The following is a 19,928-nucleotide window of genomic DNA, read 5'->3' as shown; positions in this document are numbered from 1 at the left end:
GTGGGGCAGCAAGAAGGCCCCATCCGGGCCACGCTCCACCAAGGCGCCACCGCGTCCGGAAACCCTTGAAGCCCTAGTCCGGCGCGCGGTCCGCCTGCCGGGTTGCGCGACACGAAGGAGTGCGCGGTGACAGACATCACGAAGCCCGAACCGACGTTGCTGGAGCGGACCGGGTCGCGGCCCAAGCCGCGGGCCGACGAACTCGGCAGTCTCGAAGTCTGGGCGCGGTCCGCCCCCATCCGGCTGGCGGGTTACGAGGACGACCTGGCGGAGTCACACATCCTGCCCGGCGTCGACTGACGCGACCTGAGCGACGAGAGCGACCGGATCGACACGGTCGTCCCGAGCGACCGGACCGACCGGTCCGAAGCGAAGAGCGGTCCAGAGCGCCCCCCGTGCCCACCCGCACCGGGGGCGCTGCCCTGTCCCGTCGACGACGCCGCCGCGCGGGTTCCCGGACCATGTACGCCGTGAGCGTCATCGCTGAGGGCGATCACCGCTTCCCGCGGCCCCGGCCGCCCCGGCAGGCTGAGCCGCATGAAGCTACTGATGCTGGGTGGAACCGAATTCGCCGGACGCGCGATCACCGAGGAGGCCGTCGACCGGGGCTGGGAGGTGACCGTCTTCCACCGCGGTCACCATGCGCCCCCGCCGGGCACCTCCGCCCTGCACGGCGACCGCACCGCCCCCCGCGGCCTGGACGCCCTCGCCGAGGGGGAGTGGGACCTCGTCGTCGACACCTGGGCCGCCGCCCCCACCGCCGTACGCGACAGCGCCCGCCTGCTGCGCGAGCGCGCCGGGCGGTACGCGTACGTCTCCAGCCGCTCCGTGTACGCCTACCCCGCCCCGGCCGGCCAGGGCGAGGACGGCCCGCTCGTGGAGGGCTCGCCCGACGCCGCCTCCGTCGCCTACGCCGAGGACAAGCGGGGCGCCGAACTGGCCGCCCTGGACGCCTTCGGCGACCGCGCCCTGCTGGTGCGCGCGGGGCTGATCCTCGGCCCGTACGAGAACGTCGGCCGGCTGCCCTGGTGGCTGAACCGCACCGCTCGCGGCGGCCCTGTGCTCGCCCCCGGGCCGCGCGAACTCCCGGTCCAGTACATCGACGTACGCGACCTCGCGCGCTGGACCCTGGACGCGGCCTGTGCCGGGCACGGCGGCGCGTACGACGTGGTCTCTCCGGCCGGGCACGCCACGATGGGCAGCCTGCTGGAGGCCTGCGCGGCCGCCACCGGCGGCGTGGCCGAACTGCGCTGGACCGATCCGGCCCCGATCCTGGAGGCCGGCGTACAGCCCTGGACCGAGCTGCCCGTCTGGATACCGGAGGGCGAGGCGCACGACTACATGCACGGCGGTGACGTGTCCAAGGCTCTGGCGGCGGGCCTGAAGTGCCGCCCGGTCGAGGAGACCGTGGCCGACACCTGGGCCTGGCTCCAGAGCCTCGGCGGGATCGCCCCGCAGCGTCCCGACCGGCCGGCCCCGGGCCTCGACGCGCAGCGGGAGGCCGCTCTACTCGGGCTCTGACCAGGCGGCTTCTGCGAGCCGGGTGGGCGGCAGGTACTCGCGCAGCAGCGTGCGGTGCCACCAGTCACCCGTCTCGCGCCACTCCCGCCAGGTGGTGAACCGGTAGCGGTACAGCAGGGCCCGGACATAGCGGGGCGGCGCGTCCGGGAAGGGATCGTGGCGCAGCAGCCGCAGTGTGTCCCGGTCGCCCGCCAGCAGCCGCTCCACGAACGGCCCGAACCAGTCCCGCGCATAGCCGGGGGAGAGCGCCGCGAACCACATCAGCCAGTCGAGGCGCAGATGGTACGGGGCGAACTGACGGGGAATCCTGTGCGGTTCACCCGGCTTCCCCTTGAAGCCGTACTCCCGCCAGTCCCCGTCCGCGTGCGGCATCCGGTCCGTGGTGCCCTCCACCACCACCTCGTCCCGGATCCGGCCCACCGAGCCGAACGCCCCGTAGGTGTTGACCAGATGGAGCGAGTCGAAGGAACGGTTCATCACCTGGCGGCGCGAGACCATGTTGACCACCGGATGCCGGCTCAGCACCAGCACCAGCACGGTCACCGCACAGACCAGGACCACGAACCACACCGGCGGCGGACGCGAGGCCGTGGCCGGGGGAGCGCCCGCGAGCCCGGTGAAGTCCACGGCCGACAGGGCCAGCGTGATCGTCAGCCAGTTCAGCCAGGCGAAGTTCCCCGACAGGACCAGCCACAGCTGTGTCGCCACGATGATCCCCGCGGCGTACGAGGCCACGGGCTGCGGAGTGAACAGCAGCACCGGAACGACCAGTTGGGTCACGTGGTTGGCCGCGCACTCCACCCGGTGCAGCGGCTTCGGCAGATGGTGGAAGAACCAGCTCAGCGGACCCGGCATCGGCTGCGTCTCGTGGTGGTAGTAGAGGCAGGTCAGCTTGCGCCAGCAGGAGTCCCCGCGGATCTTGATCAGCCCGGCCCCGAACTCCACGCGGAAGAGCACCCAGCGCAGCAGCCACAGCACCAGCACCGGCGGCCCGGCCCGCGCGTTGCCGAGGAAGACGGCGAGGAAGCCCACCTCCAGCAGCAGCGACTCCCAGCCGAAGGAGTACCAGGTCTGCCCGACGTTCACGATGGAGAGGTAGAGCAGCCACAGCACGGCCCACATCCCCATGGCCGCGCCCAGCGGCACCTCGTCCCCGGCGCCGGCGGCCAGCGCGGCGGCCAGCACCGCCCCGGCCCAGGCGCATCCGGCGAACAGACCGTCGGAGTAGCGCAGTTGGAACAGGCTCGGGGCGCGGCGGAAGGGCACGTACCGCACGTAGCGCGGCACGGGCAGCATGCCCCGCGCCCCGATCAGGGCCCGGAACTGCAGGGCGGCCCCGACGAAGGCGAAGAGGTAGACACCGGCGAGGGCCCGCTGGAAGACCAGCCGGCCGAGCCAGTACCCGGGCGCCGTGAACCAGTCCATCGCCTCCAGTATCGGACCGGTCAGGCGGCGCTGGCCAGCCTGCGCACGTGGCGGCCCAGATGGCGGGCGTAGCGCAGCTGGAGGAAGGGGATCACCGGGCCCGCGAGACGGGTGTACCAGCAGGCGGGGCGGCTGAAGGCGGTCACCGTGAACCAGACGGTGCCGTCGGGGTCCATGGCCACGACGAAGGACTCCTCCCCGCACTCCGGGTGGCCCGTCAGGGTCCCGTACGCGAAACCGATCCGGACGGGCTCGTACGCCGTCCAGACCACCTGGCACGGAGCCTCGATCCGCAGCGGCCCGAAGCCGATCCCGACGGTCACCCGGCTGCCGGGGCGGACGGCGACGGTGCCGTCGATGTCGCCGCGGACCCGCATGCCCGAGGTCCGGTGCGCCCGGAAGGTGGTCACCGCGATGCCGGCGGCCTCGAAGGCGGCCCGGCCGTGCCCTATGCGGGTGCGGTGGTGCAGGTGGTGGTATCCGGCGGGCAGCGGCCGCTCGGCGGTGGCACCCCGGTCGGGGTAGCTGAAGGCGTCCCGGCCGGCGCTGATGAGGCGGGTCATGGCGTGGTCTCCTGTCGGTCTGCGGTCAGTCGGCGCCAGGCCAGCACCGAGCACAGGGCGAATCCGAGGGCGTTCCCGAGGCCGTGGGTCGCGGCCATCCAGGTCAAGGTGGGGTGCACGACCCCGGTGGCCTCGCCGACCGCCCACCACAGGGCGAGCAGCATGGTGGCCAGCAGTACCGCCGCCGAGGTCGCGAACAGCGCCCGCGTTGTCCGGTCTCCCGCCGCCGGCCGGATCTCCCGCCAGGTCAGCAGGGCCACGGCCCACATCCCGCCGGTCAGGACCACCGCGCCCGCCAGTTCGGCCCAGTCGTCGACGAAGTAGCCGAGGAGCACGAGCAGGGTGCCCGCGGGGACGCTGTAAGCGGCCCATCGCGCGCCGGGTCCGGGTACCGCTGCCCGGCACACCAGGCCCGCGACCAGGGCGGCCGTGAATCCGGCGAAGTGGAAGTGAGGCACGGTGAGCGCCAGGATGTCGAGGTCGAAGCCGAACAACCGGTATCCGGCGCGCTCGGCGACCAGGGCGGTCCCGGCGACGGACGGCGAGACCAGCGCGGTGGTCACCGCGACGTCCGCGGGCCCGGGCGGGCGGCCGCGCGGGAGTCCGGCCTGCGCCCGCACCGCGAGGGCCAGGGCGGCCGCCGCGTACAGTGCGGCGAGCGTCGTGGCGAGTGCTCCGCGGGGCAGCCAGAGGGACATCGCGCCGAGGGCGGCGGGCAGCGGCCACAGGCGGGCGGTCCGGCGGAAGCCTGCCGGGTCGATCAGGCGCAGCCCGGCCGGGAGCACGTAGAGCATGCCCAGGGTGACGATCATGTTCACCAGCACCGTCACCGTGGACTCCCCTCCCCATGGCGGCCGAACGCTTTGAACGCGTTCAACCCACGGCTGTGACTCTACGGGTTTCCTTGAACATGTTCAAGAAGCGCTCCGGTTGCGGCCTTCGCGCGGATGCGGCAGACAAGAGGGAGCAACCGGGGCGAAAAGGGAGATCCACGTGTACTCACCGACACTTCCGACACCGCGTCAGGCGCCGCGCCGTCATGCACCGGCCGGCGCCGCTCTGTTCGCGGCCCTCGGCCTGTTCGCCGCAGCGTGCGGCGGCTCCGAGGAGCCTCGCGGGGCGGCGGGATCCGAGAGTCAGGAGGTCCACCTCCAGCCGGTGGCCGCCGCGGGCCCCGCCCCCTTCACCGCCACCTCGGCCACATCCGAGTCCGCCCCCGTACAGCCCCCGCTGCCCAACCCGACCGGACAGGGCATCCGCACGGTGAACGCGGCCACCCCCGGCCTGTACGGGGGCACCGAACGGCTCGGCAGCTGCGACGTGGAACAGCAGCTGCGCACCCTGACCGCCGACAACGCCAAGGCCCGCGCCTTCGCCAAGGCCTCCGACATCGAGCAGGCGAAGATTCCGGAATTCCTCCGCGGTCTCACCCCTGTCGTGCTCCGCGCCGACACCCGGGTCACCAGCCACGGCTTCCGCGACGGCCGCGCCGACAGCTTCCAGGCCGTACTCCAGGCCGGCACCGCCGTGCTCGTCGACGAGCACGGGATGCCCCGGGTCCGCTGCGCCTGCGGCAACCCGCTGCTCGCCCCGCGCGCCCCGAAGGGCTCGCCGGTGCACAAGGGCGATCCGTGGAACGGCTACCAGCCCAACCAGGTCGTGGTCATCGAGCCCACCACCCACGTGATCCGCAACCTCGTCATCGTCAACATCGCCGACAACACCTGGATCGAGCGCAAGCGGGGCGACGACGGCGCCCAGGACCGGACCCCGCAGGTGCTGCCCGACTTCGACCCGGCCGACGGCATCCCCACCGGGCCCGTCACCCCGCCCGGGGCCGCACCCGCCGAGCCCTGCCCGACACCCGACGGGAACAGCCCCGCCCGCACCGCGCCCCCGGCGGCCGGACCCGAGGACTGCCCGCCGCAGTCGCCGAACGCACAGGCCGCGCCGGGCGAGGGGCAGCAGCAGAATCCGGCGCTTCCGCCGGGACCGGCCGACCCGCCGCAGCAACAGCAGCCGCCGAACGATCTGCCGGAGGGTGTCCCGCCGTCGGACCTGCCGCCGTCGGACCTGCCGCCGTCGGACCTGCCGTCCGATCTGCCCTCGGACGTTCCCCTGGACGTCCCCACGGACATGCCGTCGGACCTGCCGCCGGAGGTTCCGACCGACCCGTCGCAGCTCCCGTACGACCCCTTCGACCCCAACGTCGTCCCGGACGGGCAGCAGCAGCCGCCGGCCGACCCCGGCTATCCGCTGGAGAGCGCCTGACCGGCTCGTGTGTCATGGTGGATCGGTGCCGACCACCGTATCGCTGCCGGACGACTGGCCCGCACACCCGGACCGGTCGCTCGCACTGAACCGCATGGGCAGTTTCGACTGGGACCTGGTCACCGGTCTCATGCACCTGGACGCGGCAGCTCTCGACGTGTTCGACGCGGCTCCCCACGAGTACGACGGACGGCCCGAGTCCCTCTCCCCGCGGGTCCCGCCCGCCGAGGCCACCCGGCTCGACGCCCTCGTCTCCAGCGCCCTCAAGAGCGGCGAGGACACCTACGGCGCCTACTTCCGCATCCGCTGCCGCGACGGCCGGCTGCGCTGGACGCACACCCAGGGCCGCGTCATGCGCGGCCCGGAGGGGCGCCCGTACCGGATCATCGGCATCGTCCGCGACGCGACCGAGGAGCTCAGCCACTCGGCGGAACGCCTCGGCCTCGACGAGCAGCGGCGCCGCCAGACCTCGGTGGTCGAGAGCACCACCGCCGCCCTCGCCCACGCCCGGACCGTGCAGGACGTCATCGACGCCCTCAGCGACGCCCACGGCCTGGAACGCCTCGGCACGATGGGCATGGTGATGGGCCTCGTCGAGGCCGGCCGGATACACCTCGTCGCCGAGGGGCCGGTGGGCAGCTTCGTACCGGGTACGCGGTACACCCGCGTCGACGAGCAGTACCCGATGAGCGAGGTCGTGCGTTCGCTCCAGCCGCGGTTTCTCGATTCCGCACAGGAGTTCGCCGAGGGCTATCCCGGTCTCTGGGCGAAGATCTCGGACATGGACATCTCGGCGGCCGCGTATCTGCCGCTGATCGCCCAGGCCAGGCCGATCGGCGCGATCGGGCTGCTCTACCAGGACAAGGACGGCTTCACCCAGGACGAGCGCAACCTGCTCGTCGCACTCGGCAGCAGCATCGCGCAGAGCCTCCAGCGGGCCATGCTGCTGGAGCAGGAGCACGACCTGGCGGAGGGCCTCCAGCAAGCCATGCTGCCGAGGCGGATCGCGTCGGTGCCGGGCGCGGAGGTCGCCGTACGATACCGCTCCGCCCGGATGGGCCAGGACATCGGCGGTGACTGGTACGACGTCATCCCGCTGCCGGGAGGCCGGGTCGGCGCGGTCATCGGCGACGTCCAGGGCCACGACACGCACGCGGCGGCGGTGATGGGCCAGCTGCGGATCGTGCTGCGCGCGTACGCCGCCGAGGGACACTCGCCGGGCACGGTCATGGCCCGGGCCTCCGTCTTCCTGCACGAACTGGACACCGACCGCTTCGCGACCTGCACGTATGTGGAGGCCGACCTCTCGACGGGGGTGCTGCAGCTGGTACGGGCGGGCCACATCGACCCGCTGCTGCGCACCCGGGACGGAGACTGCCGGCGGCTGCCGGTGGAGGGCGGGATGCCGCTCGGCCTCTCGGCGGAGTTCGGCCGTCTGGAGTACCCGGTGACCACCGTGGAGCTGGATCCGGGGGAAACGATCCTGCTGTGCACGGACGGCCTGGTGGAGCAGCCCGGCGCCGACCTCGACGACGGGATCCGGCTCCTGACCTCCCTGATCAACAGTGGGCCGGCAGACCTGCAGCTCCTCGCGGACCGGCTGTGCGAGGTCGTCGACGAGCGGGGCGGCGCCGACGACATGGCGCTGCTCCTGCTGCGCCGCCACGTGCCGGACGCCCCGCAGGGTGGCGGCCGCCTCCAGCAGCACGTGGCGCCGGGGGACCCGGAGGCGCTGGTGGCGGCCCGCCACATGATCGGGGCGGCGGTGCGGGCGTGGGGTGCGCGGGAGCGGGCCGACGAGATCGAGCTCGTCGCGGACGAGCTGATCGTGAACGCCCTGATGCACACGGACGGCCCGGCGATCGTGACCCTCCGGGTCCTGACCGGCACGGACCGGCGCCTGCGGGTGGAGGTCGAGGACCGCTCCAGCGCCCTGCCGAGGCGCCGGGACGCCGGCGAGTCGGGGGTGTCGGGGCGGGGGCTGATGCTGGTGGAGCGGTTGGCGGACGGGTGGGGCGTGGAGCCGCGGGGGAGCGGCAAGTGCGTGTGGTGCGAGTTCGTGATGGCGTAGCCGGTTCCCTGCCGGGGGCTCGGCGGCCGGCGCTCGGCTGCGCCAGGCCGGTGCCGTCGCCCTCGCCGGGCTTGACGGGTCGGGGCTCCACCGGCCAGGCCGGTGCCGTCGCCCTGGCGGGGGCCGGCCGGGGCCGCGCCCGGGTGGGCGGGCGCGGTGCCGTTGCCGGGGGCGCCGCCCCCGGACCCCCGCGCCCCAAACGCCGGCGGGGCTGGGTTCGGCGAGGCACGAGGCGGCTCAGAGCCCCGGCGGGGCTTCGCGGAGCGGAAAGCCGTTGCGGGGCCGGGGGCGGTCGCGGAGGATCGGGGCGATGACTACCGCCATGGATGACGTCCGCCGCCTGCTGAAGGCCGGGGACCTGCCCGGAGCCGTACGGTCCCTGCGACCCCGTGCCGAGACGGCACCCCTCGCCGAACTCGCCAAGGCCGCACGGGCCTTGGCCGAAGCCGCCGGGTTCGAGGACCTGGCCGACGCCGCCGGGGCCGCCGCCGAGCGGCTTGCCGATCCGCAGGCCCTCTACGACTTCGGCTACGGCTGCGTCGAGCACGGCCTCGCCTTCCTCGCCGTCGCGCCGCTGCGCGAGGCGCTACGGCTGGTCCCCGAGTCGCGGACCCTCCTCGCCGAACTGGTTTCCGCCCTGGAGGACGAGGAGCGGCACGCCGAGGCCGCCGCGCTGCTCGCCGCCCGTGGCGACCGGCTGGCCGCCTGGCCCGAGACGTACCTGCTCGTCCACCACACCTTGCTGACCGGGGACTTCCCCACCGCCCGGGCCGTCGCCGCCCGGCTGCCCGACCCCGAGGACGAGAGCTGGCGCTGGGCCCACGCCCGCCAGCGCCGCATGCTGGACCGGGCCGAACTGGCCGCTGCGGCAGGACCGTTGGACGGCGCCGACCTGCGCGGCTGGCAGTTCGCCCTCACCGGCACGCTCCTGGGCACCCTCTCCCCGTACGGCTACGGGGCCGGCATGGCCGGGCGGTACGCCTTCCTCGGCGACAGCCACGACCAGTGCCGGCGCGGTCTGGCCCGGCTCGCGCTGGCGCTGGAGGCGACCGGGCGGCGGCCCGGCACCGTCTCCCTGCTCCCCGGCCGGTCCGACCGGATCCTCGGGCTCGCCGCCGCGGCCGTGCTCGGGCTGCCCGCCGTGCCGTACGAGCCCGCGCGCACCGACACGCTCGTCGTCGCGTACGACCTGAACGACTGTGATCCGGAGGTCGCGCAGAGCCTGCGCGTGCGGGCCGACGGGCAGGTCCTGTACGAGCACGCCACCCGCTGGACCAGCCCGCCCCCGGTCAGTGCGGACTTCAGCGCCCTGCTCGCACAGTTCGTCTCCGTACCGTGGAAGGAAGACGAGCGGCCCGAGGAGGAGATCGCCCGCGACATCGCCTCGGCCGACCCCGCCGCGGACGAGGGCGACGGCGAGACCCCGCCCGACCCCGACGAGGCCTTCCGGGCCTACGCGGCGGCCGTCACCTCCGGCTGGCTCACCGGGACCCGCGACCGGCTCGGCTCGGCCGGACCCGTGCACAGCTCGCGTTTCGCCTGAGGCCGGGGCAGGCTGGGACCATGCCGGAGCTGCCCGAGGTCGAGGCCCTGCGGGAGTACCTCGACGAACACCTCACCGGGCGGGTGGTCGAGCGCGTCCTCCCGCTCGCGGTGAGCGTGCTCAAGACGTATGATCCGCCGCTGACCGCGCTCGAAGGGCAGACGGCCGGGGCCACCGCCCGCCACGGCAAGTTCCTGGCCATGCGGATCGGCGAACTCCACCTGGTCACGCACCTGGCCCGGGCGGGCTGGCTGCGCTGGCAGGACACCCTGCCCGCGCAGCCGCCGCGCCCCGGCAAGGGGCCGCTGGCACTGCGTGTGGTCCTGGAGGGCGGGGGCGGCTTCGACCTCACCGAGGCGGGGACCCAGAAGCGGCTCGCGGTGTATGTCGTACGCGACCCGCAGGAGGTGCCCGGCATCGCCCGGCTCGGCCCCGACCCGCTCGCGGAGTCCTTCGACCGGGACGCCTTCGCCGCCCTGCTCGCGGGGGAGCGGCGCCAGATCAAGGGCGTGCTGCGCGACCAGAGCGTCATCGCGGGCATCGGCAACGCCTACAGCGACGAGATCCTGCACCACGCGAAGATGTCGCCGTTCAAACTGACCGCCTCCCTCGACGAGGACCAGGTGACCCACCTCCACGCCGCGGTCCGGGACACCCTGCGCGAAGCCGTCGAGCGTACGCACGGGGTGGCGGCCGGCAAGCTCAAGGCTGAGAAGAAGAGCGGGCTGCGGGTGCACGGCCGGGCCGGGGAGGCGTGTCCGGTGTGCGGGGACACCGTGCGCTCGGTCTCCTTCGCCGACTCCTCGCTCGAATACTGCCCCACCTGCCAGACCGGCGGGAAGCCGCTCGCCGACCGGCGGCTCTCACGCCTCCTCAAATAGCCGGGCGCTGCGTAGACTCCCACGCCATGGCCGAGGAGCAGCAGTCGCCGCCCCGGCGCGAGATCGTCACCGGGGTACCCCGTGGCACCCGTCGCCGGCCGCCCGCGCACACCCCCGCCCGCTCGGAGATATCCGAGCAGACCACCCTCGGCGCCACCTATGTACGGGCCCTCATGCGCAGCCAGCTGCGTGCCGGGATCGGAGCGCTGGCCGCGCTCGCCCTGCTCGTCGGGACGCTGCCGCTGGTGTTGGTGCTGCCGCGCACCGCGTCGGGGCCGCTGGTGTGGGTGGCGCTCGGCCTGCTGGTGTACCCGGTGATGTGGCTGATCGCCCGCTGGTACGTCACGCGGGCCGAGCGCAACGAGGCGGACTTCACCGGGCTGGTGATGGATCCGGCCGAGGCGCCGGGGCCCCGCCGCCCCGGATAGCGGCCCCGCGTCAGAACAGGTGCATGGCCAAGTGGCCCAGCGGCAGGCCGAGCTGCCAGGCGGGGGTCCACACCCGCGCGTTCTCGTCCAGTCCCGTCGGGGTGTCGGCGTGGCCGTGCCGTCCGGGGTCGAGGTTGGTGGCGAACAGCTCTGTCCGGTCGAGCCAGCGCCAGGCCGCCCGGGCCAGTTCCAGATCGGGTTCCCCGGCGCGGCCGCGCTCCCGGGCCTCCTCGCCCAGCGCGAGGAACCGGGTGTGCACCCAGTCGCGCCAGGGGTGGCCGTACGCCGTCAGTGAGAGCCACTCGTCGAGCTGGGAGACCACCCGGATCCCGGAGAGCTCCCCGGCCGCGTCCGACAGGTAGATGGTCAGCGCGAGCGTGTCCCGCCCGGCCCGGAACTCCAGGGTGCTGACCGGGATCAGCCGGCCCGTGCGCAGCAGTTCGTCTGCGATGTACTCGGCGTACAGCCAAGCCATGGGCACCGCGAGCCCGCCGTCACTGGTGCCGTTCATACCCTCGGGCTGCACCGTTCCACCTTCTCCCGCGCTTCGAGCGTCCCGTCGTCAGCCTCGAGCCTTCACCGAGCGGCTGACGGAGCGGGGCATGTTTACTCAACTTGAACGGTCTAATGCCTCATTCCATGCGCTTTCTGTCCGGTCCGTGCGCATACGAGGCGGTCCCCGACCTGTTGCCGCGGTCCCCCGGAGGTCAGGCGCCGAGGCCGTACCCGTACCCCTGGAGGTCTTTGCGCAGGGCGCGCAGGGCATAGTACGTACGGGACTTGACGGTCCCGGCGGGGATCCCGAGCTCGGCGGCGGCCTCGGCCACCGACCGGTCCCGGAAGTAGACCTGCACCAGCACCTCGCGGTGCTCCGGGCCCAGGGACCCGACGGCACGCCGGACGTCGATCGCCGTGACCGACCCGGCCACCGCGTCCTCGGGAGCGGGCGCCTGCTCCAGCCCCTCCGGGTCCACCTCCTGGGGCCGTGACAGCCGGGCCCGCCGCGCGTCGATCGCGAGCCGCCGGGCGACCGTGAACAGCCAGGGCCGCATGGACTCGTGCCCGCTCGACAGGACCTCCGGGTGCTGCCAGACCCGTACGAGGGTCTCCTGCACGAGGTCCTCCGCGCGCTGGGCGTCCCCGGCGGTGAGCCCGACCAGGAAACCGAACAGGGCCCGCCCGTGATCGCGCTGGAGTTCGGCCAGCGTGTCGGGATCGGTACGCCGGAGGGTGGGGGAGAGCGGCACGAGGGGCTCCTTCCAGGGCGAGTGGAGGTCTGTCGGGAGGGCGACACATCCACCCTGACCTGCACCGAGCCCACCGGGAACCGTCCGGCCCCGGCGGTGCGCCCAAGCACCCGCGTCATCCGGTGGGCGGCCGCCCGGGGCGGTGAACGGTCGAACGGCGCGGCGAACGGCAGCGGCCATCGGAGTGCTTCGTGTGCGGCGGACGGAGCCGTTCCTCGACTTGTGACGTCCCGTTATGTGGATTACGAAAGAATCCGACAGTCGTACTAGTGAGAGCTGGGTATCGATGACCAAGCGCACCCGACAGGCCGTCGCCCTCCTGTCGGTCCTCCTGCTGCCGGCGGCCGCAGGCTGTTCGGCCTCGGGGCAATCGGCACCGGCCCGCCTCGCGGACTCCGGGGGACCGGCCGCCCCCACCGGCGCCGGGTCTCCCGCGGGCAAGGGGTTCACCCTGGTCGCGAGCGGCGACGTACTGCCGCACACCTCGGTCATCCAGCGCGCGACGGACGACGCGGGCGGCGACGGGCACGACTTCCGGCCGATGTTCTCCGGGGTCAAGCCCGTGGTCTCCGGGGCCGACCTGGCCCTCTGCCACATGGAGACCATCTACGGGGAGGAGGACGGGCCCTTCTCCGGCTATCCGGCCTTCGTCTCCCCGCCGAGCGTGGCCGACGCGCTCAAGGACACCGGATACGACGGCTGCTCCACGGCCTCGAACCACACCCTCGACGACGGGGCCGACGGGCTGCGCCGCACGCTGGACCGGTTCGACAAGGTCGGGCTCAAGCACGCCGGTTCGGCCCGTACGGCGACCGAGGCGGCCACGGTGACGACGTACACGGCGGGCTCCGCCAAGGTCGCGCACCTCGCCTACACCTATGACACCAACGGCTACCCGCTGCCGAAGGGCCAGCCCTGGGCGGTCAGCCTGATGGAGCAGAACAAGATCGTCGCGGATGCGCGGGCGGCCCGGAAGGCGGGTGCGGACGTGGTCCTGGTCAGCCTGCACTGGGGCACGGAGTGGCAGACCGAGCCGGACGAGAAGCAGCTGTCCCTCGGCAAGGCGCTGACCGCCTCGCAGACCGGCGGCCGCCCGGACATCGACATGATCCTGGGCACGCACGCGCACATCCCCCAGCCCTACGAGAAGGTCAACGGGACGTGGATCATCTACGGCATGGGCGACCAGGTCGCCGGAGAGATGTTCAACTACTCCGGCGCACGCGACATGCGCGGCAACTACGGATCGATCGGCCGTTTCACCTTCGCCCCGCCGGCCGCCGCCGGACAGCGCTGGCAGGTCACCAAGGCCGAGTTCGTACCGCAGATGATGGACCTGTCCATCGGCCGGGTCGTCAACCTCCCCGCCACCCTCGCCAAGGATGCCGACCGGAGCGACTACGAGACCGCCCGGGACGCCATCAGTGAGGCCGTCCTCAGCCGCGGCGCGGCCAAGGACGGCCTCACCATGGCGAAGTAGCCGGCAGCCGGGCCGGAGCCTTACGGGACGACGGTCACCGGCCAGCGGCCCGCCTTCACCAGGCGGATCGCCACCGAGCCCACGATGCGGTGGCCCGCCTGTTCGGAGGCGCCGACCACCACCGCGTCCGCCGTCAGCTCCTCCGCCGCGCTCACCAGGCCCGCGTAAGGGTCCCCGCGGAAGGTGTGGAACTGCCAGCGCACCTCGTAGATGCCCTTGAGGCGTTCCGCCGCCTCGCGGATCTCGGCCACCAGGCTCTCCGCGATCTCCCCGGTGGTGCGGGCCACCGGCGCGCCCAGCGAGGCGCCCGCCGGCATCACCGGCTGGACGTACACCAGCGCCAGCAGCGCGTTCTGCCGCCGGGCCAGTCCCGCCGCGTAGGCCGCCGCCCGCAGCGAGGACTCCGATCCGTCGACCCCGGCCAAGATCACCTTCGGGCCGTCGGTACCGCGCTCGAATCCCGTGTTCACGTGCTCAGTCACCCTCCCGAGGCTATCCGGCTCGGCGCGCGGTCCGCCGCCGCCCTCCCTACAGTGCGAACCATGAGTGTGACCGTGGAGGAGACGCGCGGAACCCGGAACCGCTTCCTGAACCGGGTGCCCGACGGATTCGGGGCGTTCTTCGGAGCGCTCGGTCTGCTGTGTGCTCTTCTGGCGCTCTCCCCGACGCTCCGGCGTCTGCTGCGGCACGTCGTGCGCTTCCTCGACCTGATCGTCGTCCCGGTCAGCGCGAACCTCGCCTACGCCGTCTTCCTCTTCCTGCTCGCCGCGGCCCTCGGCACCCGCAAGAAGGTCGCCTGGTGGATCGTCGTCACCTATTTGGGCCTGCTGATGCTCGACGACGTGCTCGACATGGCCGTGGGCGACTACTGGGTCGGCGTCCCCTCCATGGCGCTTGCCGTCGCCGCCATGGCCGTACTGATCGCCGCCCGCGACGAGTTCTACGCGGCCTCCCGCCCCGGGGCCCTGTGGCGGGCCATGATCGTGCTCGGGCTCGGCCTGCTCGCCGCCGTGCTGGTGGGCTGGGGGCTCGTCGCCCTCTTCCCCGGCACCCTGCCCAAGGGCCAGTGGCTGGACTGGGCCGCCAAGCAGGTCTTCGGCGGCCTCTTCTCCGCCCGCCAGTTCGACGGTCGTCCGCCCCGCCCGGTGTACTTCCTGCTCGGCCTGTTCGGCGCCCTCGCCCTGCTGAACGCCGCCACCGCCCTCTTCCGTTCCCAGCGCCTGACCGCAGCCCTGCACGGGGACGAGGAGCCCCGTATCCGGGCCCTGCTCGGTGCCTACGGCCGCAACGACTCACTCGGCTACTTCGCCACCCGGCGCGACAAGGCCGTCGTCTTCGCCCCCAACGGCAAGGCCGCGGTCACCTACCGCGTCGAAGCGGGAGTCTGCCTCGCCAGCGGCGACCCGGTGGGCGACCCCGCCGCCTGGACCCCGGCCATCGACGCCTGGCTGGCCGTGGCCCGCCGCTACGGCTGGCAGCCCGCCGTCATGGGCGCCTCCGAGGAGGGCGCCACCGCCTACGCCCGGTCCGGACTCGGCGCGCTCCAGCTCGGCGACGAGGCCATCCTCCACGTCGCCCACTTCGACCTCGACGGCCGCGAGATGCGGGTCACCCGCCAGGCCGTCAACCGCGTGAAGCGCACCGGTGCCACCACCGTCATCCGCCGCCACTCAGCCCTCTCCGAGGACGAGATGCAGATGATCGTGGAGAGCGCCGACAAATGGCGCGACACCGAGACCGAACGCGGCTTCTCCATGGCCCTGGACCGGCTCGGCGACCGAGCCGACGGGGACTGCCTGCTGGTCGAGGCCTTCGACGCCGACGGTGAGCTGATCGCGCTGCTCTCCTTCGTCCCCTGGGGCAAGGACGGCATCTCCCTCGACCTGATGCGCCGCGACCGCACCGCCCCCAACGGGGTCATGGAGTTCATGGTCGCCCAGCTCTGCACCGCCGCGCCGGGCCTGGGGGTGCGCCGGATCTCCCTCAACTTCGCCGTCTTCCGCTCCGCGTTCGAGGAAGGGGGCCGGATCGGCGCCGGCCCGGTCCTCAAACTGTGGCGCAAGCTGCTGCTCTTCTTCTCCCGCTGGTGGCAGCTGGAAGCGCTCTACCGCTCGAACGTCAAGTACGGCCCCGAGTGGTACCCGCGGTTCCTCTGCTACCAGGACGCCGGCTCGCTCGCCCGGGTCAGCCTCGCCTCCGGCATCGCCGAGGGCTTCGTCTCCGTACCCAGCCTGCGCACCCTGTGGGGCAACGGCCACCCCAAGGGCCTCACCAACCCCGCCACCACCGAGGGACTGCCGACCATCGCCTCCATGAACCTGGACGCCGTGGCGGAGGAGGGCATGGCCGTCCCGGCCGAGCGGCTGCCCGAACAGGTGCGGGTGCGGCACGACAAGCTGGAGCGGATCCGGGCCGCCGGCACCGATCCCTACCCGGTCGGGATCCGCCGGCGGACCCATACGGTGGCCGAGCTGATGGCCGAGCTGAAAGCCGCGCACCCCGGCCATCCGTCCGGCACCCGCTCCGGCGAACGGATCACCCTCGCCGGACGCGTCATGGTCGTACGCGACCTCGGCGGCGTGGTCTTCGCCGTCCTGCGCGACTGGTCCGGGGACATACAGCTGATGTTCACCCGCGACGGGGCCGGGGCCGGCGTACTGGACTCCTTCACCTCCCAGGTCGACTTCGGCGACCACGTGGTGGCGAGCGGCGAGGCCGGCACCAGCAGGTCCGGCGAGCCGTCCCTCGTCGTCCGGTCCTGGCAGCTCACCGGCAAATGCCTGCGCCCCCTCCCCGACAAGCGCAAGGGACTCGCCGACCCGGAGGCCCGCGTCCGGCGCCGCTACCTCGACCTCGTCGCGAGCCCCGGGGCGCGGGACGTCGTACGGGCCCGCTCCAGCGCGGTGCAGGCCCTGCGTCAGGGGCTCCTGGAGCGCGGCTACCTGGAGGTCGAGACTCCGATGCTCCAGCAGATCCACGGCGGAGCCAACGCCCGGCCCTTCCGCACCCACATCAACGCCTACGACCTCGACCTGTACCTGCGCATCGCGCCGGAGCTGTACCTCAAGCGGCTGTGCGTCGGCGGCATGGAGAAGGTCTTCGAGATGGGCCGCACCTTCCGCAACGAAGGCGTCTCCTACAAGCACAACCCCGAGTTCACGATGCTGGAGGCCTACCAGGCGTTCGCCGACTACGACGTCATGCTCGACCTCACGCGCGAGCTGATCCAGGGCGCCGCCACCGCCGCCTTCGGCTCACCCGTCGCCCACAAGGCGGGGCCGGACGGGAAGCTCGTCGTCCACGACATCTCCGGGCCCTGGCCGGTGAAGACGATGTACGGGGCGATCAGCGAGGCCCTCGGCGAGGAGGTCGACGCCGACACCGACGAGCACCTCCTGCGCAGTCTCTGCGACCGGGCATCCGTCCCGCACGCCCCCGAGGACACCCGCGGCGACGTGGTGCTGGAGATGTACGAGCGGCTGGTGGAGGAGCGCACCGAGCTGCCCACCTTCTACAAGGACTTCCCGACCGACGTCTCCCCGCTCACCCGCCAGCACCGCAAGGACCCGCGCCTCGCCGAACGCTGGGACCTGGTCGCCTTCGGTACCGAACTGGGCACCGCCTACTCGGAGCTGACCGACCCCGTCGAGCAGCGACGGAGGCTCACCGCTCAGTCCCTGCTCGCGGCGGGCGGCGACCCGGAGGCGATGGAGCTCGACAACGACTTCCTGGACGCGCTGGAGTACGCGATGCCGCCGACCGGTGGCCTGGGCATCGGCGTGGACCGCCTCGTCATGTTCCTCACGGGGCTGACCATCCGCGAGACGCTCCCCTTCCCCCTGGTGCGGCGCGGCTGATCGGGTGAGGGCGAGGAGGCGCATCCGCGCCTCTCGACATCCGCGGCGATGTCGTTGATACGTAGTAATAATGAAAAATGACGAGCCGACAGTAGGGCGACGCGCGCTCCTGCGCACCGCCGTATTCCTCGGAGTCGCGGCCGCCGCCGGGATGATCGACGTGGGCGGCGGGGGCGGTACGGCGGGGGACGGCGCCGCGTCCGGACCGGCGCCCGCACCCGGACCCGCGGCCGGGCCGGGGCCGCATCCCGCGGCCGGCCCCCCGGGGGTGCTCCCCGAAGCGAGACTGGAGAAGTCCTACCGGCTGCGGCCCATGACCGCCGAAGCCCCCGCCCGCCCACGAGCAGCGAAGCCCGCCGTACGGACCCGCCCCATCCTGGAGCTCCCGCCCGGCACGGCCACGACGAGTTCCATGCTGCTCACCTTCGACGACGGGCCGGACCCGCGCTACACCCCGGCGATCCTCGACACCCTCGCCCGGCACGGGGTGCGCGCCGTGTTCTTCGTCTGTGGGGAGATGGCCACCGAGAACCGCGACCTGCTGCGCCGGATGGTCGCCGAAGGCCATGTCATCGGCAACCACACCTGGACCCACCCGCTCATCCCCAAGCTCAGCCGGCCCGCCCTCGTCTCCGAGATCGGCCGCACGAGTGAGGTCGTACAGAAGGCGGTCGGTGAGGCACCCGTCTGGTTCCGGGCGCCGTACGGGGCGTGGAACCGGGCCGCCTTCGAGATCGGGGCCGAGCTCGGCATGGAACCGCTCGCCTGGACCGTGGACAGCCTGGACTGGACGGAGCCGGGGACCGCCACGATCGTCTCCCGGGTCCTGTCCGGGGCCGGGCCCGGCGTGATCGTCCTGTCGCACGACGCGGGCGGCAACCGGTCGCAGAGCGTCCAGGCGATCTCCTCGTACCTGCCCCAACTGCTCGCGCGCGGCTACCGTATGACCCTGCCGGCGCTGCCGCCCCGCTGAACCGGACCCCGGCCCGGCGGAGCGGCCGCGCGCCGCTCAGCGGGCCTCCACCATCCGGGCGAAGACGACCACGTTGCCGTCGTACCCCCGGGCCTTGGAGTAGCCGCCGCCGCAGGTGATCACCCGGAGTTCCGGATGCCCGGTGTCCCCGTACACCCGGGCTCCGGGGAAGGACTCCTTGGAGAACACCTCCACCCCGTACACCTCGAACACCGCCGTGCGCCCGTCGTACCGCTCCACCTCGATCTGGTTCCCCGGCTTGACCGAGCCGAGGCCGTAGAAGACCGCGGGGCCCTGCGCGTTGTCCACGTGGCCCACGATCACCGCCGAACCGCGCTGGCCCGGCGAGATGCCGTTGAGGTACCAGCCGGCCAGGTTCCGGTCCTGCGGCGGCGGTGCGTCGATCCAGCCCTCCGCGTCCAGCCCGACCGTCATCACCGGAGCGTCCACGTTGATCGTGGGGATCCGGATGCGCTGCACCGAGGAGTGCTCCAGTACCTCCAGGTCTCCAGGCACCTCCGGAGGGTTCGCCGGCAACTGGTCCGCCGTCACCGCGACGGCCGAGGCCGCGGTGGGCTGGGGCGGCCCGTCGTCGATGTCCACACCGTTTCGCACCATCGCGAGGCCGGTGAGCATGACCAGGGCGAGTACGCCCCACGGTGAGCGTTTGCGTGACTGCCCGGTCTCGTCCTCGCCCATCGTTCTCCCTTCCCGACGCGGGGGTCCCGACCCGCGATCCTGTCCCGCCCCAGTACGCCCTACTTCACGCACGCTAAGGCTGCGTGGGCGGGACGGCGAGGGGGGAGGGGCGAAACGGGTGGCGCGGCCGGGAAGGGGCCGGAAGGGGTGCGCCCATCCAGGTAATCGTCACATAAATGCCTGACGGGTCGTGACCTGCGGATCCGTCAGTTGCCCGGCCCGCGCGTCGGCGTGTCGCTCAACCGGGCGGCCCAAAGCCGGAAATGCGGAGGTTGCGGGCCGCCCCGAGGGTTCGACGTGGGAGGCGTTCTCGTCGATCATCCGGGGCCGACGCTCCGGGGCGCTTCCCGCTGGAGGTTCCATCATGCGTGCTTTCCGCGCCCTCACCGTTGCGGCGGCAGCCTGCGCCGCGATCGGCCTCAGTACCCCATTCGCCGCTGCGAACTCACCGATGGGCGGCGGTGGCGGACCGAGCAACGTGTCGGTCAACCCCTTCGCCGTGCACCAGGGATCCACGATGCAGGTGAGCGCGTCGGGCTGTGGACACGGCGGTACCGTCACGTCGCCGGGCAACTTTCCGCCGGCCAACCTGTCCGCGGGGTCGATCGGCTTCGCCACCGTCCGGATCTTCAACCACGCCTCTCCGGGCAACCACACGCTGCAGGTCAAGTGCAACGACAACAGCCTGGTCGCCACCGCCCGCTTCAGGATCCTGGAGGGCAACCCCGCCCAGGGCGGTATCGGCGGCTCCTTCGGCCCGTCCACCGCCGAGACCGCCATCGGTGCGGGCCTCGTCGGCGCGGCGGCGCTCGGCGCGGGAGCCCACGTGATGCGCCGCCGCCGCCCGGTCCGCGGCCGGGCCTGACCGGCCGACCTCCCCGGTCAGTTCCCCAGGGGGTGCCTTCCGGGTCGGGCCGGACCCGGAAGGCAGCCCCCAACCGCCGGTCGCCCCGGGTCCTGGCCGGGGCC

The 19,928-nt window shown here is 73.0% G+C and carries 18 protein-coding genes; 11 read left to right on the top strand and 7 right to left on the bottom strand.

Annotation, left to right across the window (positions count from 1 at the left end; all coding sequences use genetic code 11):
- Window positions 1-126: 126 nt before the first annotated feature.
- On the top strand, window positions 127-300 hold the full coding sequence (locus AB0D48_RS34145) for a hypothetical protein (protein WP_362406098.1): 174 nt from the start codon (window positions 127-129) through the stop codon (window positions 298-300).
- A 237-nt stretch (window positions 301-537) separates the two neighbouring features.
- Entirely contained in the window at window positions 538-1,521 is a 984-nt protein-coding gene (locus AB0D48_RS34140; protein WP_362406095.1) for an NAD-dependent epimerase/dehydratase family protein, read from the top strand.
- Here AB0D48_RS34140 and AB0D48_RS34135 read toward each other — a convergent pair.
- The 3 genes from AB0D48_RS34135 to AB0D48_RS34125 are packed head-to-tail and all read right to left on the bottom strand — an operon-like array spanning window position 1,507 to window position 4,339.
- Window positions 1,507-2,946 carry a lipase maturation factor family protein gene (locus AB0D48_RS34135; RefSeq protein ID WP_362406092.1) on the bottom strand — a complete coding sequence of 480 codons (1,440 nt, stop codon included), beginning with the start codon at window positions 2,944-2,946 and terminating at the stop codon, window positions 1,507-1,509. The two genes, AB0D48_RS34140 and AB0D48_RS34135, sit on opposite strands and share 15 nt — an antisense overlap.
- Window positions 2,947-2,966: 20 nt before the next feature.
- Window positions 2,967-3,509: a DUF1990 domain-containing protein gene (locus AB0D48_RS34130; protein WP_362406089.1), complete on the bottom strand. Its 543-nt coding sequence runs from the start codon at window positions 3,507-3,509 to the stop codon at window positions 2,967-2,969.
- Window positions 3,506-4,339 (bottom strand): YndJ family protein, encoded by an 834-nt coding sequence (locus tag AB0D48_RS34125; protein WP_362406086.1) that lies wholly within the window; start codon window positions 4,337-4,339, stop codon window positions 3,506-3,508. Before AB0D48_RS34125 ends, AB0D48_RS34130 begins: the two co-directional genes overlap by 4 nt.
- 163 nt (window positions 4,340-4,502) lie before the next feature.
- On the opposite strand from AB0D48_RS34125, the gene AB0D48_RS34120 reads away from it, so the two are divergent.
- From AB0D48_RS34120 to AB0D48_RS34100, 5 genes are all read left to right on the top strand, one after another.
- A complete protein-coding gene (locus AB0D48_RS34120; protein ID WP_362406083.1) occupies window positions 4,503-5,780 on the top strand; it encodes a DUF6777 domain-containing protein in 1,278 nt (425 codons plus the stop codon).
- Window positions 5,781-5,787: 7 nt separating this feature from the next.
- Window positions 5,788-7,851 (top strand): SpoIIE family protein phosphatase, encoded by a 2,064-nt coding sequence (locus tag AB0D48_RS34115; RefSeq protein WP_362406080.1) that lies wholly within the window; start codon window positions 5,788-5,790, stop codon window positions 7,849-7,851.
- Between the two features lie 310 nt (window positions 7,852-8,161).
- Window positions 8,162-9,394 (top strand): hypothetical protein, encoded by a 1,233-nt coding sequence (locus AB0D48_RS34110; protein ID WP_362406077.1) that lies wholly within the window; start codon window positions 8,162-8,164, stop codon window positions 9,392-9,394.
- A 20-nt stretch (window positions 9,395-9,414) separates the two neighbouring features.
- Window positions 9,415-10,275: a DNA-formamidopyrimidine glycosylase family protein gene (locus AB0D48_RS34105; RefSeq protein WP_362406074.1), complete on the top strand. Its 861-nt coding sequence runs from the start codon at window positions 9,415-9,417 to the stop codon at window positions 10,273-10,275.
- A 26-nt stretch (window positions 10,276-10,301) separates the two neighbouring features.
- Complete coding sequence (locus AB0D48_RS34100; protein ID WP_362406071.1) at window positions 10,302-10,703, top strand: hypothetical protein; 402 nt, start codon at window positions 10,302-10,304, stop codon at window positions 10,701-10,703.
- 10 nt (window positions 10,704-10,713) lie between these two features.
- Here the strand turns inward: AB0D48_RS34100 and AB0D48_RS34095 are convergent, their stop codons facing one another.
- Together AB0D48_RS34095 and AB0D48_RS34090 are read right to left on the bottom strand one after the other, a co-directional pair.
- On the bottom strand, window positions 10,714-11,214 hold the full coding sequence (locus tag AB0D48_RS34095) for a hypothetical protein (RefSeq protein WP_362406124.1): 501 nt from the start codon (window positions 11,212-11,214) through the stop codon (window positions 10,714-10,716).
- A gap of 196 nt (window positions 11,215-11,410) precedes the next feature.
- Complete coding sequence (locus tag AB0D48_RS34090; RefSeq protein WP_362406069.1) at window positions 11,411-11,950, bottom strand: sigma-70 family RNA polymerase sigma factor; 540 nt, start codon at window positions 11,948-11,950, stop codon at window positions 11,411-11,413.
- A 286-nt stretch (window positions 11,951-12,236) separates the two neighbouring features.
- Here AB0D48_RS34090 and AB0D48_RS34085 point away from each other — a divergent pair, with 286 nt between their 5' ends.
- Window positions 12,237-13,430, top strand: coding sequence for a CapA family protein (locus AB0D48_RS34085; protein ID WP_362406066.1), 1,194 nt, complete (start codon window positions 12,237-12,239; stop codon window positions 13,428-13,430).
- Window positions 13,431-13,450: 20 nt separating this feature from the next.
- Here AB0D48_RS34085 and AB0D48_RS34080 read toward each other — a convergent pair whose 3' ends face one another.
- On the bottom strand, window positions 13,451-13,912 hold the full coding sequence (locus AB0D48_RS34080) for a universal stress protein (protein ID WP_362406063.1): 462 nt from the start codon (window positions 13,910-13,912) through the stop codon (window positions 13,451-13,453).
- Between the two features lie 60 nt (window positions 13,913-13,972).
- Between AB0D48_RS34080 and lysX the strand changes: the two genes are divergently transcribed.
- Window positions 13,973-17,287, top strand: coding sequence for a bifunctional lysylphosphatidylglycerol synthetase/lysine--tRNA ligase LysX (gene lysX, locus AB0D48_RS34075; protein ID WP_362406060.1), 3,315 nt, complete (start codon window positions 13,973-13,975; stop codon window positions 17,285-17,287).
- Window positions 17,288-17,357: 70 nt separating this feature from the next.
- A complete protein-coding gene (locus AB0D48_RS34070; RefSeq protein WP_362406057.1) occupies window positions 17,358-18,260 on the top strand; it encodes a polysaccharide deacetylase family protein in 903 nt (300 codons plus the stop codon).
- 36 nt (window positions 18,261-18,296) lie between these two features.
- Here the strand turns inward: AB0D48_RS34070 and AB0D48_RS34065 are convergent, their stop codons facing one another.
- Window positions 18,297-18,959: a class F sortase gene (locus AB0D48_RS34065; RefSeq protein WP_362406054.1), complete on the bottom strand. Its 663-nt coding sequence runs from the start codon at window positions 18,957-18,959 to the stop codon at window positions 18,297-18,299.
- Between the two features lie 364 nt (window positions 18,960-19,323).
- On the opposite strand from AB0D48_RS34065, the gene AB0D48_RS34060 reads away from it, so the two are divergent.
- Window positions 19,324-19,824 carry a hypothetical protein gene (locus tag AB0D48_RS34060; RefSeq protein ID WP_362406052.1) on the top strand — a complete coding sequence of 167 codons (501 nt, stop codon included), beginning with the start codon at window positions 19,324-19,326 and terminating at the stop codon, window positions 19,822-19,824.
- Window positions 19,825-19,928 lie beyond the last annotated feature (104 nt).

This window comes from Streptomyces sp. NPDC048269, assembly GCF_040652395.1.
GTDB lineage: Bacteria > Actinomycetota > Actinomycetes > Streptomycetales > Streptomycetaceae > Streptomyces.
Note: the sequence above shows the minus strand (reverse complement) of the source record. Positions and strands in the feature narration are given on the sequence as shown.

Bases quoted from the DNA above. Each gene is read 5' to 3' on its own strand.
- AB0D48_RS34065 (WP_362406054.1), bottom strand. From the start codon at position 18,959: ATGGGCGAGGACGAGACCGGGCAGTCACGCAAACGCTCACCGTGGGGC.
- AB0D48_RS34070 (WP_362406057.1), top strand. From the start codon at position 17,358: ATGAAAAATGACGAGCCGACAGTAGGGCGACGCGCGCTCCTGCGCACC.
- AB0D48_RS34095 (WP_362406124.1), bottom strand. From the start codon at position 11,214: ATGAACGGCACCAGTGACGGCGGGCTCGCGGTGCCCATGGCTTGGCTG.
- AB0D48_RS34085 (WP_362406066.1), top strand. From the start codon at position 12,237: ATGACCAAGCGCACCCGACAGGCCGTCGCCCTCCTGTCGGTCCTCCTG.
- lysX (WP_362406060.1), top strand. From the start codon at position 13,973: ATGAGTGTGACCGTGGAGGAGACGCGCGGAACCCGGAACCGCTTCCTG.
- AB0D48_RS34060 (WP_362406052.1), top strand. From the start codon at position 19,324: ATGCGTGCTTTCCGCGCCCTCACCGTTGCGGCGGCAGCCTGCGCCGCG.
- AB0D48_RS34140 (WP_362406095.1), top strand. From the start codon at position 538: ATGAAGCTACTGATGCTGGGTGGAACCGAATTCGCCGGACGCGCGATC.
- AB0D48_RS34130 (WP_362406089.1), bottom strand. From the start codon at position 3,509: ATGACCCGCCTCATCAGCGCCGGCCGGGACGCCTTCAGCTACCCCGAC.
- AB0D48_RS34135 (WP_362406092.1), bottom strand. From the start codon at position 2,946: ATGGACTGGTTCACGGCGCCCGGGTACTGGCTCGGCCGGCTGGTCTTC.
- AB0D48_RS34105 (WP_362406074.1), top strand. From the start codon at position 9,415: ATGCCGGAGCTGCCCGAGGTCGAGGCCCTGCGGGAGTACCTCGACGAA.
- AB0D48_RS34110 (WP_362406077.1), top strand. From the start codon at position 8,162: ATGACTACCGCCATGGATGACGTCCGCCGCCTGCTGAAGGCCGGGGAC.
- AB0D48_RS34100 (WP_362406071.1), top strand. From the start codon at position 10,302: ATGGCCGAGGAGCAGCAGTCGCCGCCCCGGCGCGAGATCGTCACCGGG.